Raw genomic sequence first — 15,052 nt, forward strand, 5'->3', positions numbered from 1 at the left:
GGTTCAGCATTTATTTATTATTTTCTTCCCCACTTTTAGCTTTCAGCTAATGTTCATCTTGGGCCTTTTATTATCTGAGTAAATCCAATGACAGATAAGCCTAGGAGACGTTATGAAAAGCATCAGACAATGGACTTTGCTCCTGCTCATTGCCCTTTCACAGTCACTGCTTACCCCTTCAGTGTCGCGGGCAGAAGACGCTGTTCAAGAGATCCAGTTTAGTGATGCCGAGCTGGCACAGATGCTGGCCCCCATCGCCCTGTATCCCGACAGCCTACTCACCCACATTTTAATTGCCTCCACCTATCCGCTAGAGGTGGTGCAGGCCAATCGTTGGCGCAACAAAAACAAGTCGTTAGAAGGCGCTGAGGCGGTTAACCGCGCTGAGAAACAGGACTGGGATCCCAGCGTCACCGCCTTGGTCGCCTTTCCCGACCTGCTGCAACGACTGAGTGACGATCTCGAGTGGACTCAGAAGCTGGGCGATGCCTTCTTGCAGGACGAGGAGCGAGTGCTGGACAGCATTCAGAGCCTGAGACAGCAGGCCGAGCGCGCCAATACCTTCGACGATATGGAGAATATGAAGGTCACTAAGGTCAATCGCCAGATCGTTATCGAACCTGTGCAGCGAGAGGTGATCTATGTGCCTTACTATGACACCCGAGTGGTCTACGGCCATTGGCACTGGTATAACTACCCGCCAGTATATTGGGCCTATCCGCCCCATTATGCCGGTTACTACCCGGGTCATATTTCGGGACACTTCTACTTCAACAGCGGCATACATATCAGCTTTAACTACTTCTTTAGTGCGTTTAGCTGGCGTCAGCGTCACATAGTGGTGACCCATCACCACCACACGACTCGCTACCGCCCCTATAGCCGAATCGTGACCAGCAGCGGCGCCCAACGTTGGCACCACAAGCCGGTCCACAGACACGGTGTGGCGTATCGCTCGCCAAAGGTTAAGGCCCGCTACGACAAGTATCGTCCTAACCGCTATGACGTAAAACACAATAGCAGCGTCGAGCGCTATTCCAATTCAAAGCAGGCCAAGCCGAGTCAGGCCAAGCACTACAACGCGGCGCAGGTTCAAAAGCGCCGCGAGCAGAACTTCAGCCATAAGCTGAGCGATGCACGCAGCCAGCATGACCGTCATCAAAACGCGCATAAGACGCCGACCAAGTATTATGAGAAGCGCGACCGACTCAGCCTGAATGACAAGGATAACCGCTCATCGAGCAATAAGGCCGACAACAGGACAAAAGAGTGGAATAGAGAGAAGAGCCCTCAGCGAGAGGTGAAGAGCCATCAGCGCGACAATAAGAGTCATCAACAGCAAAGCTACCAAAGAGAGAGGAGCCCTCAGCCCCAGAGCTATCAAAGAGAGAGGAGCCCTCAGCGGGAAAGGAGCCATCAGCCAGTGAAGAGCCCTCAGCGGGAAAGGAGCCATCAAACCAATAACGGTCGCGGCGCCTCATCTCACAACCAACAGGGCCGAACTAAGCAACGTGATAACTAAGCGGTAAGTCGCTAAGTAACTAAATAGCTAAGTAGGGAGCGGTAAAGTTGGGAGCTCGCCTAGGAAAGAGCAAGCATTAAGGCGGTGGCAATCACCGCCGCCATTTTCTCGAATCAGTTCAGCAATACTCGGATCCCGCACCCTTTTCACCTAAATCTACCAGCGTCTTAATCTACCAGCCTAGGGCGCCACGGCAAGCCATAGAAACGGTAGTAACCCACCAGATTACTGCCGATAAACAGCAGCTCCATCACCACAGCCGTCGGCGAACCCACCAGATAATTGTTAAGCAGCCAGATGCTGGTACCCACTAACATCAGCTGTCTCAGGCCTTGATCCCTTGAACAGAAGGCGGCGATGGTCTGAGTACAGCTGCCGGCAAAACTTATCAGGCTCAGGGGGCCGGCATAGGTAAATAGGGCGATCAGGCTATTGATCCCTAGGAACAGCCAGAGCAGACGCCGCGAGTGTGAAAATACGGTTACCAAGTAACGAATCGCGGCAACCAACATGAGTCCGGCGGCCGTCCACTGGAGCAGCAGCGCAAAATGAACGCTGATTAATACCCCAGACAGTGCGAGGCAGAGCACTATGTGGCGCTTCTGCTTGAATTGAAAAGAGAGAATGTCTGTAACGATCGCCATGGCGATCAAGCATTGAGACAGAAGAAACAGCGACATAGACCACCTAAGATTTCAACATGCTAAAGATGGCGCTAGTATGGTTCAGCCTTGATTCAAGGCGCATTAACTTAAGATAAGTCGGGAAGAATCTTTTCGGTGCTTATATGTACTAGCTTATACCAAGGCATGGAAAGTGCCGACCGGTATCTTTTCGCCTATAGCAATAAATCTGTCATTTAAAACTACTGCTTCTCATTCGTTCCTCTCATCAGTTAGTCTCAGGTTAGGCTAGCCTGGCCTTGAGCCGCGACAGGCTCACGGGCGTAATACCTATATAGCGAGCCAGCTGCACGTTACTCAGGCGCTCGACCCACATGGGCCTGTGATTGACCAGATAGAGATAGCGCTCCTCAGGACGTTTGAGCAGCAAGAAGGCCTCCTTCTCCTCCTTGTACAACAGCTGTTGACTCAGCAAGGCGATCAGCACGGCTTGCCAGCTCGCCTGTTTGAGCAACGCGAGGGGGAAGCGCACCAAGGTCGCGTCAGTCACCGCCTCCAGCTGATAGGGCGTCGCATCCCCCGTCAGCAGGCTGTGATAGAGCAGACAGAGCTCCCCTTCGAAATAAAACTCCTTCGAAAACAGGCCGCCACAATCACCATAATACTGAGCGCCCAAGATGCCATCGACGATGAAATAGCCATGCTCCTGGCAGGCCCCCTGGTGCAGCAGTATCTCACCTCGGGGCGCGCACATGCATTTGGCCTGACTCAGCGCCTCGCTGCATCCATCATCCGCCAGTCCAAGCTGAGCTAATCGCTCAGCAAAAACGCTAAGGGCATCATTAGCTGGTCTCTGTGTCACTCTGTTTCCTCTACGCTCTGTTAGGGCCCTGATGATAGCACTCTCAGACGACGCTGAATAACCATTGCCCTACTCGCCAGAAACTTACGAGCATATCAGTAAAACGCCTCCTTTAAACCGCGCCGCTTTTTAGGCTAGACTCAGAGGTCATCCATGATTTTATTTAGGTTTTTAACCAGCGGAGAGCCACAGATGTCAACACGCGTTTTTGTGATAGCCCAGTTTCGTCCCAAGGCGGGAAAAGCCGCCGAACTCTTCGAGGTGCTTAAGGCTCTGGAGCCCGACTCACTGCGGGAACAAGGTTGTATTCAGTACATTCTCACCCGCCAGATTGACCATCCGAGCGCCAGTCGCACCGACTACCCTATCGTATTCAACGAGATCTGGGCCGATGGCGAAAGCTGGACGGCTCACGGCCGTCGCCAGCAGATCAAACACTTCTTCGACACTCAGGTGAGCTCCCCCACCGGCCTGGTGGATGATGCCATAGTGACCGCCTATACCGACGAGAGCTACGAATACGACGCCCCGGTATTTATCTAGCCATTTGTCTAATCCTCGCCTCAAGAGATAAAAAAAACGCAGCCTAGGCTGCGTTTTTTATCATTTTTCGTGGCTTTCGCTATTAGTTAGCCACACCAGTCGCGGCCTGGTTTTGCGCCGACCAGAGGGTCACGCGAGCCTGACTGTCGAGGCCATTAACCATACGCGCCACCTGATCTTGGGTGAAGTTGGCGTATTGATCTGAGTAGGCCATAAAGTTCTGCCAGTTGATGGTCTGCCCCATGCAGTTGACTATGCCGCCATCACCCGGGTTCATCTGCCAGCTGTTTTGCTGTGGCGTATCGCAGTTCTCATCGCCCGTGGTGCCGCAGCGGCGCTCCATACCACGTTTACAACCGCCTTCGAAGGTGTGGATCAGATCCAGGAAGTGACCAAACTCGTGGGTCAACACAGAGCGAAAGTTCTCGTCGGTATTGCTGCCAAGGTAGGCGCCGTTGTAGGTCACCCGTGCCAGCCCCTCGTCTGACATTGTGGTATCCGGGTACCAGGCCACCCCTGAGTTGTTGGTGACACCATCGGCATAGAGGTCATTCTGAATGTAGACATTCATGTACTTATAGTTATCCCAGTGATCCCGCTTCACATCTGAACTGGAATAGTTACCCGCCCCGGACGATGCCGGATGATAGACGATACCCGAAGTGGGATTCCCCTGGGGATCGATACTGGCTAGGCGAAACTCGATGTTGAGCGCCTGCTTCACCCCTTGGAACTCGGCATCTATGTCGGCGAAATCGGCGGTGCGTCCCTGAAAGTCTTCGTTGGTCTTGTTGAGCGCATCTATGATCACCGCATCTGTCACCGTCTTACCATTGAACTGGGTGCCATACACATGGAAAACAACTGGGATCACATAACTTGGGGTCGTCGACAAAGCCAGCGCTGAAGGGGTATCGCCGGTCGCCACACTGGCATCATCGCCAGGCTTGGCCATGGCGCGCTTACGCTCAAACAGCTTGGCATGACGAGCCTTGGCCTCAGCCTCGGCGGCAGGGAAATTACGATAATGCTGAGCGTTGATCTCCCCCGCCTTACAGTGATCGGCGGCAAACTCGGGCTGCCTGGCGCTAACGCCTGCGCTAGTTGTCAACAGGGCGGCCAGGATAGATAAAGTCAATTTGTTGGTCATGTTATTAGTCACTCTTATTGTTAGCTTTTTAGGGTAAATCGCCCTCTCCCTGGCGTCTGCGCTTCCTTTCGGGCGAATAACAACATTACCTATTGAGATAAAATATTCTGTATACAATATACTCAAATAAAAATAGGAGTAAACCCAAATGTGAATATTTTGTAAATCCGTAATTTCACAGAGACAACTGGGTTGCAGTGACTCAACGGCAACTCAGCTCAAAGCTAAAGAGACAAAGAAGTATGTTGATTGAACGGGGAATATTGCTGGCTAAGCGCCAGCCAAGATTTGTAGTATCAAGCTGATTTTATTCAGGTAATAAGCATAGAGCAAGCAGAGACTGCCCAAGCTCAATCGTCTGATACGCGATCAGAGAAAAGCGTCGCCAAAGATAACGCTCTGCCAGATAGAAAGCGCAGACAAATAGAAAACGCAGAAAAAGAGAAAGCGCTGCTAAAGATAAAGCCTTGGCAGCAACTCGACTCGACCTAATGGGCTAAATATTAGGGCTTGTCTAGCGCCTTACTTCCCTGCTATCGACCAAAATCCACTAATAACCAGTCTGGGCACCGGCCCTCGCCCTGAGCAGTTTAAACTTATGAAATCCCAGGTTTCTCAGCCTTTGTAGTTCGAAATCTATCATGCCCTGCATCTCTCTCGCCTTAAGATCTTGGGAACACTTAAACTCGCCCCCTAGCCCCTTATTAAACTTAGAGATAGACTTGTAGCAGGTACGCGCCGGACAGGTGTAGGCACAGCCCGCATTGGCAAACAGACGAATACGCGCTTTATGAGGTAGTGCTGCCAGGAAAGCCTCATCATCGTTGAGCACCATAGGAAGCACCAGGGTATCGTAGAGCCCAAAGGCCTCTTCGATCTGCTCGGGTTTTAGCAGGTTCTTTATCACGCTGGCTTCGATGTCATAGTCGGGAAATTCCTGCTTGATCCAGTAAGCGAGGTCATCGTTTGTGCAGATAATAGAGTTGCGCTTGTGATGATACTTAGCCAGCAAGGCGCGATTGGCGTCGAACTCCTCCTTGGTGGCAAAGTGATTGGTAAAGGGAATTCTAAGCCCAATACCATGATCCGCCAGCAGGCCCGTGTCCCGCTCAGACAGCTGACGCATCAGATAGAAACGCCCGCCATATAGGGTCGATGGCTCGACGAAACCAAATACACTCTCAATCTGCCCAAGGGGCACCGCGGCAAAGTGTTGTCTTAAAAACTTAATCACCGACTGATGATCCGCCTTGCCCCGCGCCGACACAGTATAAGTGCTCTTAGGTGCCGTGCTCTCGCTTCCCGCTGGCTTGTCGCTCATATCATTGCTTAGTTAACCTTTAGATAACAAAACAATATAAAGCTAAGCCTGCTAGACCACTATGACACAGATCAAATAGCAACCTGTCCCACGTCGACATAAAAAAACGCAGCCATTGGCTGCGTTTTATCTTAGAAAGACTCAGGGATTAATCGCCGAAGTCGTCCAGTAGTATGTTTTCCTGCTCAACCCCTAAGCTTTCTAGCATGTTGATCACCGAGGAGTTCATGATCGGAGGGCCACACATGTAGAACTCACAGTCTTCCGGCGCCTTGTGATTCTTCAGGTAGTTCTCGTAGAGCACGTTATGGATGAAGCCTGTGTAGCCGTCCCAGTTGTCCTCTGGGAGCGGGTCCGACAGGGCCACGTGCCACTCGAAGTTATCGTTTTCCGCCGCCAGCGCGTCGAACTCCTCCTGATAGAAGATCTCACGGCGTGAACGGGCACCGTACCAGAAGGTCATCTTACGCTTGGTCTGTTCACCCTTTAGCTGGTTAAAGATGTGTGAACGCATCGGCGCCATGCCGGCACCACCACCGATAAACACCATCTCGGCGTCTGTCTCCTTCACGAAGAACTCACCAAATGGCCCTGAGATAGTCACCTTATCGCCCGCCTTGAGGTTAAAGATGTAGGAGGACATCTTGCCCGGTGGCAGCCCTTCTGATGGCGGGGTGGCGATACGCACATTCAGCATGATCACCCCTTTCTCATCCGGGTAGTTGGCCATGGAATAGGCGCGCAGCACGTCTTCCTCTACGGTCGAGACCAGATCGAACAGGCCATACTTTTCCCAGTCGTCGCGGTACTCGGTAGGAATATCGAAATCGCTGTATTTCACCTCGTGAGCAGGCGCCTCAATTTGAATGTATCCGCCCGCCTTGAACTTCACATCTTCCCCTTCGGGCAACTTGAGCAGCAACTCCTTGATGAAGGTGGCCTGGTTATCGTTGGAGATCACCTCACACTGCCACTTCTTGACGCCGAAGATCTCCTCTTCCAGCTCAAGCTCCATGTCTGTCTTCACCGCCACCTGACAGGCCAGACGACAGCCCTCTTTGGCCTCTTTCTTGTTGATATGATCGCGTTCGGTCGGCAGGATATCGCCGCCACCCGACTTAACCTTCACCCGGCACTGACCGCAGGTACCGCCGCCGCCACAGGCCGAAGGAATAAAGATATTCTTGCTCGCCAGGGCGCCCAGTAGCTTATCGCCCGCCGCCGTGGTTATGCTCTTGTCATCGTCGTCGTTGATGCGGATGCTCACGTCACCGTTGATCACCAACTTGCTCTTGGCGACTAAAATCACCATCACCAGCACACACACCACTATGGTGAACATGCCTATGCCTATTGCCATTTCCATCTAATAACCCTTTTTCTTAATGCACTGACACTAGCACGCCCGTTACAGCGAGATGCCGGAGAAAGACATAAAGCCCAATGCCATCAGGCCCGTGGTAATAAAGGTGATACCCACCCCTTGCAGCCCGGCTGGAATGGCGTGAAACTTCATCCGCTCACGCAGGCCCGCCAGCAGCACGATGGCCATCGCCCAGCCAAGGCCTGAACCGGTGGCAAACACCACAGACTCACCCAGGGTGTAGTCGCGGTTCGCCATGAAGATCACCCCGGCGAAGATGGCGCAGTTAACCGTTAGCAACGGCAGGAAGATCCCCAGGCTGTCGTACAGGCTGGGAATATACTTATCCAGAAACATCTCCAGGATCTGTACCAGGGCGGCGATCACGCCGATGAAGGTGATGAGCTTAAGGTAGCTCAGGTCCAGCTCGGGATAACCCGCCCAGGCCAGGGCGCCCGGCGCCAACACCTTAGAGTAGATCAGCTGGTTCAGCGGCACCGCGAGTGTCATCACCACGATCACGGCAATACCCAGACCGAAGGAGGTCGATACCTTCTTCGACACGGCCAGGAAGGTACACATGCCCATGAAGAAGGAGAGCGCCATGTTGTCGATAAAGACGGCCTGAACAAAAAGATTGATATAGTGTTCCATAGCCTTAACCTCGCTTACGCTGGATAACATTGATGGCCCAGATCAGTAAGCCAATCAGGAAGAATGCACTCGGCGGCAACTTAAACATCTCGTTGGCCAGATACCAGCCATCGTTCTCGACCGTCTTTAAGATCTCATGGCCAAACAGGGTACCGGCGCCCAACAGCTCACGCACGAAGGCGACGCTCAGCAAGATAACGCCATAGCCCATGGCATTACCCATGGCATCCACCACAGCCAGATGCGGCGGCATCTTCATGGCGAAGGCTTCGGCGCGGCCCATGATGATACAGTTGGTGATGATCAAGCCCACAAACACCGACAGCTGACGCGACAGCTCATAGGCCACATCCTGCAGCACCATGTCGACGATGATAACCAGGGATGCGATCACCGTCATCTGAGCGATGATGCGCACGCTGTTAGGAATAAAGTTACGAATGCTGGAGATGATCAGGTTGGAGAAGACCAACACGAAGGTCACCGCCAGAGTCATCACCAATGCGGTCTGCATCGAGTTGCTCACCGCCAGCGCCGAACAGACCCCAAGCACCTGCATGGCCACGGGGTTATTGGCGAAAATCGGGCCGGTTAGAATGTCCCGGGTCGCCGTCATACTCTTACTCATCTTAAACCTCCGACGCTTTTAGCTTGTGAAGGAAGGTCTGATAACCTTCGACCCCGAACCAGAACTGCATGGCACGCTGTACGCCGCGTCCCGTCATGGTTGCGCCGCTCACGGCATCCACACCATGGAGATCGCCGGCCTTAGCACCGCCCTTGACCACCTTGAAGGAAACCTGTCCCTTCTCGTCAAACAGCTGCTTGCCCTTAAGCTTGTCGGTCCATGCCTTGTCGTCGAGGAAGTCGCCGATACCCGGTGTCTCACCATGCTCGTAGAAGACCACGTTTTCTATGGTGTTCAGATCCGGCTTGAGCGCCACATAGCCATAGATGATCGACCAGAGCCCCTTGCCATAGATAGGCAGCACCACGGCGTGCAGCTCGCCCTTGTCGTCAAACACCTTGAACACGCGGGCCTGATTGGCGCGGGTCTTGATTTTGGCGATATCTTTCTTAGGCTTGCTCGAGGTCTGCGGATTGATGGCTGCCATACGGTCGTCGAAATCCAGCACGTTCGCCTGGCTATCGATGACGCCGCTGTCCAGCTCCACCAGCAGAGGCTTCACAGACTGCTCGAAGATGGCGCGAAAATCTTTGTCGCCGCTGATATCGATATCGGCGGCCAGCAAGACGTTGCGCTTAAGCTCGTCGCGCTTTTTCACCAACTTACGTTCTTTGAGTACCTCGGCCGTTCCTGTGATCATAAAAGAACAAGAGAGGCAGAGGACGAGTGTGAAGATCATGGTCCCCACAACGGTATCTTTCTTAAATGCCATTAGCGTTGCTTCTCCATAGTGGCTCGCTCTCTGGAACGACGAAACAAAAAGGATGCGAAGATTGACGACCAGAGGTTGGCAGTCTGGATCCTTAACATATGTTCTGACTTATAAGGCATTACGTTTCAGCCTCCGCTTCATGTTGCTGCGCGCCACCAGGTAATCGAAGAGTGGTGCCCACAGGTTGGCAAACAGAATCGCCAGCATGATCCCCTCAGGCATCTTGAGATTCAGCACGCGAATCAGTACCGTCATAAAGCCGATCAGGGCGCCGTAGGCAAACTTGCCTTGGCGGGTATAGGCTGTGGTCACAGGATCTGTGGCCATAAACATCATCCCCAGGGCGAAGCCGCCGGTGACCAGATGCCAGGTCCAAGGCATGGCGAACATCTCGTTCTTGGCCGAACCGATAAGGTTGAACAGCACGGCGGTTGCCACCATACCGGCCATCACACCGGCCACCACGCGCCAGTCGGCTAGGCGAGTCAGCAGCAGCAACAGACCGCCGATCAAAATGGCCAGCGTGCTGGTCTCGGCGATAGAGCCGACGGTGAAGCCGAAGAAGGCATCCCACCACAGCGGATCGCTAAAGGCCTGATACCAGGTGTAACCCTCGAAACTCATCTTGCCTGCGGCCGTCTGAATCAAGGTTGTCGCTCCCGAGAAGCCATCGACCGCCACAAACTGGGCGATCTGCGCCACCTCGGTCGGGTAGGCAAAGTAGATAAAGGCGTAACCAGCCAACGCAGGGTTAAGGAAGTTGTACCCCATGCCGCCAAACACCTCTTTGGCCATGATCACCCCGAAGGTGATGCCAAGGGCCACTATCCACAGCGGTGTCGATACCGGCAGGATCAGGGTAAACAGCAAGGCGGTGACGAAGAAGCCTTCATGCAGCTCCTGGCGACGCACCTTGGCGAACACCATCTCCCAAAACAGGCTCACCAACAGCGCGGTGAGATAGATGGGCAGGTAGAAGCTCAGGCCATAGCCAAACAGGCCAAAGAAACCGCTCTGCTCGCCGAGGCCGCCGGTGATGGCATTGAACGGCAGTAGCTGCCAAACATCGGGCGTGGTCAAGCCAGAAGCCAGCGCCAGCTGCGCCTGCAGACCCAGGTTATAGATGCCAAACAGAATCGCCGGCAGCAGACACAGACCCACCAGGGTCATGGTACGTTTTACATCGATCGCATCGCGAACGTGCACCTTGCCTTTAGTGCTGCGGCCGTGGGCATAAAGCAGCGAGCGTAGGAAGCTACGCATCGACGAGCCGTGGGCATAGTAATTCTCTTGCACATCTGGCTTATTGTCTTGCTTACTCATTAACCTTCCCTCTCAATAATATCTAGGCAGATGCGAAGTTCCCGTCCGAAGTCATACTTGCCCGGACAGACAAAAGTACACAGGGCCAGATCTTCTTCATCCAGCTCTAAGGCCCCCAGGGCCTGCGCCTCATCTGTGTCACGCACCACGAGGTCGCGTACCAAAAGGGTCGGCAGGATATCCAGCGGCATCACGCGATCCAGCTGACCGAAGGCCATCATGGCGCGGTGTGAACCACCGGCGTGAGTGGTGAGGTCGAACAGACGCTTGGTCGCCTTGAAGCGAGAGGTCACGGCGCGGGTGATAGAGAACTTGTCTGCGCCGCCGCGCACCCATGGAAGTAGCTGATGTTTAGCATCTTCCGCCAGCACGGAGATCTGCTGATGGAAACGGCCCAGATAGTCGTGAACGCCAAAGGCGGTATGACCGGCCAGTACAGAGCCAGACACCACACGGTTGCTGCCTGGCTTGATCTCACCCTCTACCAGGGTGCTGAGCTGAGCGCCCAGTTGAGTGCGCAGTAGTCTTGGATTGAGCGCCGTCGGGCCACCCAGGGCCACCACGCGATCTGTGTAGAGCTCACCGGTCAGGAACAGCTTGCCGTAGGCGATCACATCCTGATAGCCAAGGTGCCATACTGGGAGTTCCAGGCTGGCAGGCGCGATAAAGTGAATATGGGTGCCCACCAGACCTGCGGGATGCACACCGGCAAAACGATGGCTCTCGATGCTCGGCAGTTCGGCGCCCGGCAGGGCCTCACCGGCATCGTGACACAGGTGGATCTTGCCAGAGGTGAGATATGTCAGTACTTGAAGTCCTGCGGCAAAGGCCTCGCGCTGCTCTGCGATGATCACGCGGGGATCGGCCGCCAGCGGGTTGGTGTCCATGGCGTTGACGAAGATGGCGGCAGGTTCGCTATCGAGCAAGGGCACACGCGAGAAGGGGCGAGTGCGCAGCGCGGTCCACAGACCACTCTCGACCAGGTTTTGCTGTACGGCTTCACGGCTCAGGCGGCTCAGATCTGAATAGGCCTTAAAGGTGACTTGCTCATCGCCCTCGACCTGGATCACCACAGACTGCAACACACGACGCTCGCCGCGGTTGATCTCGACGACCACACCACTGGCCGGCGCGGTAAAACCTATGCCCGGCGCCTTCTTGTCTTCGAACAGGGTCTGACCCTTCTTCACCCGATCGCCGACCTCCACCAAGAGGGTGGGTTTCAGGCCAACATACTCTTCACCCAGGAGTGCCACCTTTGCAGGACGAGCGCAGCAATCTATCTCTTGCCTCGGCTCGCCGGCGATAGGCACATCTAGGCCCTTCTTTATCGTCTTAATCTTGTCTGGAAAACCTGCCATCGCAAACATCAACCGTTACTAAATTGGGATGCCTCATGGTAAAAGTTTGTTAACCGGGATTCCGCTATTGAGGTCACATTCCGACACCGGCTTGTAACTTAGCTACAGTTTTTCCGCCAGATTTGTGATCCTGATCGCTAGCGAATCCTAAGAACTGTTAACAATGTAGTTTTATAACAATAAAACAGGTAAAGGGGATGCCGCTTATTTAGCTGGGGCTAAAACATTCAATTTGGGACAAAAATTGCTCGACTCGAGTGATGTCATCCGGGCTTATTTTTGCCTGTTTTGATGCAATAGGATCCAGAGAAAAAAGGCGGATAGGCAATGCCCTCTCGAGCCAATTCGACCATAGAACTCATCTCATCGAGCAAATCATCAGCAAATTAAAAACATTTAGACATCTAGAAGTCTAAATGCTATGGTCATTTTTCGATCACAGGTTTTCAGTTAAGCGATAGGATGAATTAGATGAAACTCGAATCTCTAGCCCTGCATCATGGATATACCTCGGAAGCGACCACCAAGGCGGCGGCCGTGCCCATTTATCAGACCACCTCTTATACCTTCGACGACACCCAGCATGGTGCCGACTTGTTTGATCTTAAGGTGGCGGGCAACATCTATACCCGCATCATGAACCCCACCACAGATGTGCTCGAACAACGCCTGGCCGCCATCGAAGGCGGTATCGGCGCCCTGGCACTGGCCTCCGGCATGGCCGCCATCACCTATGCGATTCAGGCGCTGACACAGGTGGGCGATAACATAGTCAGCACCAGTCAGCTCTATGGCGGCACCTATAACCTGTTTGCCCATACCCTGCCACGCCAGGGAGTTGAGGTGCGTATGGCGGCCTTCGACGACTTTGATGGCCTGGAGGCCCATATCGATGACAAGACCAAGGCGCTGTTTTGCGAGTCTATCGGCAACCCGGCGGGCAATATCGTCGACATCGCCCACTTGGCCGAGATAGCCCACAGACACGGTGTGCCGTTGATCGTCGACAATACGGTCGCCACTCCGGTGCTCTGCCGCCCCTTCGAGCATGGCGCCGACATCGTCATCCATTCACTTACCAAATATATTGGCGGCCATGGCACCACTATAGGCGGGGTGATCATCGACTCGGGCAAATTCGACTGGGCGGCCCAGCCTAAACGTTTCGCCCTGCTCAACGAGCCAGACCCCTCCTATCATGGTGTGGTCTATACCCAGGCCTTCGGTCCGGCGGCCTTCATTGGTCGCTGCCGCGTGGTACCGCTACGTAACACCGGCGCCGCCCTCTCGCCCCAGAGCGCCTTCCTGCTACTGCAAGGCTTAGAGACGCTGGCCCTAAGAATGGAGCGTCACTGCGACAACGCCCTGGCCCTGGCCAACTTCCTCCAGCAAGACCCCAGGGTCAGCTGGGTCAACTATGGCGCACTGGACAACAGCCCCTATCGCGACAACTGCGAGAAGATCACCTCGGGCAAGGCCTCGGGCATCATCAGCTTCGGCATCAAGGCCGAAGATAGCGAGGCGGCCAAGGCGGCCGGCGGACGTTTTATCGATGCCCTACAGATGATCCTGCGCCTGGTCAACATAGGTGACGCGAAGTCCCTGGCCTGCCACCCGGCAACCACCACCCACAGACAGCTTAACGGCGAAGAGCTGGCCAAGGCGGGTGTTTCAGAAGATCTTATTCGCATCTCGGTCGGCATAGAGCATATCGAGGATATTATCGCGGATGTCTCTCAGGCGCTGGATAAGGCGATCTAATTTAAACGTCTACTGCTAAGCGCTTAGATAACTGACTTAACAAGCCAACTCAGATATCGGCCCCAAGCACCGCCCTACGAGGAGCGGCCATTGGGGCCGTTTTTTATCTCTCACCTTGAGTCCCCCTCCCCTGGCAGTTTACACGGCCTAGTTAGTAAGACTTGGCGCACGAAAATAAAGCAAGGCGTTGAAAATATTGGGGTAACAACAAACCTTGGATTAGGCTATGATGCTAAGCGGTCTAGATGCTAAAAAGGAGAAGGCAGGCATGAAGACAAAGAGGTCAAACGCTTGATGATGAACAGGCAAGAGATCGCACATATTCCCGTCTTTAGCTCGCCATCTCAGCTATTTAAGCCGGTTGCTCGGGAGTATCCAGATGGCCAACTACTGGCGCCCCATTGGCACCACGCCGCCCAACTGATTTACGCCGAGTCCGGCGTGATGGAACTGAGCTGCCAAGAAAGTTTCTGGATAATCTCGCCTCAGCAAGCCCTGTGGATGCCCGCCGAGCTGCCCCACAGATTCAAGGCCCGAGGCCAAGTCAGCCTGCGTAGCGTCTATTTTCAACCAGATGCCCTGCCCGATAGCTTCTCCAAGCAACCCCAAAGTCTGGTGGTCAGCCCTCTGCTTCGAGAGCTGATGAAGAGTGCGATGCCGGTGACCAGCAGCAGCCCACCCAGCAGCAGAGAGGTGCACCTGATGCAACTCCTGATGAGTGAGATTAGCTGGGCACAAGAGATCCCCTTGAAGCTCCCCATGCCAAAAGATAATCGGCTGCAGAAGATCTGCCTAGGCCTGCTCGCAGATCCCGGCAACGACTGCACGCTCAGCCAGTGGGGGGAGATAGTCGGCGCATCACCCAGAACCTTATCCAGGCTATTTCAAACCCAGCTTGGGACGAGCTTCGCCATTTGGCGTCAACAGGCCAGAATATTCGCCGCCATCCCCAGGCTAAATCTCGGCGAGCCCATAGTACGGGTGGCGATGGAGATGGGCTATGATTCTGCCGGCGCCTTCGCATCGGCATTTAAAAAGATGATGGGAGTCACCCCGAGCGAGTTTCGCACGCAAGTTGTCTGATTAGCGAAGATACCTGTCCGTTCCAAGGCAGACCCCTTCGCCCTCTCGCCTTACTATTTTCTCGTTTCCCCATATTTGAGGTCCCG

General features: G+C 54.1%; 14 protein-coding genes. 4 read left to right on the forward strand and 10 right to left on the reverse strand.

Translation table 11 applies throughout. From position 1 onward, the window contains the following. Window positions 1–112: 112 nt before the first annotated feature. Window positions 113–1,522: a DUF3300 domain-containing protein gene (locus K0I31_RS14020; RefSeq protein ID WP_220078783.1), complete on the forward strand. Its 1,410-nt coding sequence runs from the start codon at window positions 113–115 to the stop codon at window positions 1,520–1,522. A 167-nt stretch (window positions 1,523–1,689) separates the two neighbouring features. Here the strand turns inward: K0I31_RS14020 and K0I31_RS14025 are convergent, their stop codons facing one another. Together K0I31_RS14025 and K0I31_RS14030 are read right to left on the reverse strand one after the other, a co-directional pair. Beyond that, window positions 1,690–2,202: a YgjV family protein gene (locus K0I31_RS14025; protein ID WP_220078784.1), complete on the reverse strand. Its 513-nt coding sequence runs from the start codon at window positions 2,200–2,202 to the stop codon at window positions 1,690–1,692. A 226-nt stretch (window positions 2,203–2,428) separates the two neighbouring features. Continuing rightward, entirely contained in the window at window positions 2,429–3,007 is a 579-nt protein-coding gene (locus K0I31_RS14030; RefSeq protein ID WP_220078785.1) for a Crp/Fnr family transcriptional regulator, read from the reverse strand. Between the two features lie 192 nt (window positions 3,008–3,199). On the opposite strand from K0I31_RS14030, the gene K0I31_RS14035 reads away from it, so the two are divergent. Continuing rightward, window positions 3,200–3,550, forward strand: a complete 351-nt coding sequence (locus tag K0I31_RS14035) for a putative quinol monooxygenase (RefSeq protein WP_220078786.1) — start codon at window positions 3,200–3,202, stop codon at window positions 3,548–3,550. A gap of 82 nt (window positions 3,551–3,632) precedes the next feature. Here K0I31_RS14035 and K0I31_RS14040 read toward each other — a convergent pair whose 3' ends face one another. From K0I31_RS14040 to K0I31_RS14075, 8 genes are all read right to left on the reverse strand, one after another. Then, window positions 3,633–4,700 (reverse strand): M43 family zinc metalloprotease, encoded by a 1,068-nt coding sequence (locus tag K0I31_RS14040; RefSeq protein WP_220078787.1) that lies wholly within the window; start codon window positions 4,698–4,700, stop codon window positions 3,633–3,635. Between the two features lie 550 nt (window positions 4,701–5,250). Then, a complete protein-coding gene (locus K0I31_RS14045; RefSeq protein WP_220078788.1) occupies window positions 5,251–6,021 on the reverse strand; it encodes a hypothetical protein in 771 nt (256 codons plus the stop codon). Between the two features lie 148 nt (window positions 6,022–6,169). After that, a complete protein-coding gene (gene nqrF, locus K0I31_RS14050; RefSeq protein ID WP_011866501.1) occupies window positions 6,170–7,387 on the reverse strand; it encodes an NADH:ubiquinone reductase (Na(+)-transporting) subunit F in 1,218 nt (405 codons plus the stop codon). Between the two features lie 42 nt (window positions 7,388–7,429). Beyond that, window positions 7,430–8,038 carry an NADH:ubiquinone reductase (Na(+)-transporting) subunit E gene (gene nqrE, locus K0I31_RS14055; RefSeq protein ID WP_011866502.1) on the reverse strand — a complete coding sequence of 203 codons (609 nt, stop codon included), beginning with the start codon at window positions 8,036–8,038 and terminating at the stop codon, window positions 7,430–7,432. Window positions 8,039–8,042: 4 nt separating this feature from the next. Continuing rightward, window positions 8,043–8,666, reverse strand: coding sequence for an NADH:ubiquinone reductase (Na(+)-transporting) subunit D (locus K0I31_RS14060; protein ID WP_011866503.1), 624 nt, complete (start codon window positions 8,664–8,666; stop codon window positions 8,043–8,045). Window position 8,667: 1 nt separating this feature from the next. Then, on the reverse strand, window positions 8,668–9,438 hold the full coding sequence (locus tag K0I31_RS14065; RefSeq protein ID WP_144200210.1) for a Na(+)-translocating NADH-quinone reductase subunit C: 771 nt from the start codon (window positions 9,436–9,438) through the stop codon (window positions 8,668–8,670). A gap of 108 nt (window positions 9,439–9,546) precedes the next feature. Beyond that, complete coding sequence (locus tag K0I31_RS14070) at window positions 9,547–10,761, reverse strand: NADH:ubiquinone reductase (Na(+)-transporting) subunit B (protein ID WP_220078789.1); 1,215 nt, start codon at window positions 10,759–10,761, stop codon at window positions 9,547–9,549. Next, complete coding sequence (locus K0I31_RS14075; RefSeq protein ID WP_220078790.1) at window positions 10,761–12,122, reverse strand: Na(+)-translocating NADH-quinone reductase subunit A; 1,362 nt, start codon at window positions 12,120–12,122, stop codon at window positions 10,761–10,763. Before K0I31_RS14075 ends, K0I31_RS14070 begins: the two co-directional genes overlap by 1 nt. A 471-nt stretch (window positions 12,123–12,593) precedes the next feature. On the opposite strand from K0I31_RS14075, the gene K0I31_RS14080 reads away from it, so the two are divergent. Further along, window positions 12,594–13,883: an O-acetylhomoserine aminocarboxypropyltransferase/cysteine synthase family protein gene (locus K0I31_RS14080; protein WP_220078791.1), complete on the forward strand. Its 1,290-nt coding sequence runs from the start codon at window positions 12,594–12,596 to the stop codon at window positions 13,881–13,883. A gap of 294 nt (window positions 13,884–14,177) precedes the next feature. Then, on the forward strand, window positions 14,178–14,966 hold the full coding sequence (locus tag K0I31_RS14085; protein ID WP_220078792.1) for an AraC family transcriptional regulator: 789 nt from the start codon (window positions 14,178–14,180) through the stop codon (window positions 14,964–14,966). Window positions 14,967–15,052 lie beyond the last annotated feature (86 nt).

The sequence above is a fragment of the Shewanella spartinae genome (assembly GCF_019457555.1).
Taxonomy (GTDB): domain Bacteria; phylum Pseudomonadota; class Gammaproteobacteria; order Enterobacterales; family Shewanellaceae; genus Shewanella; species Shewanella loihica.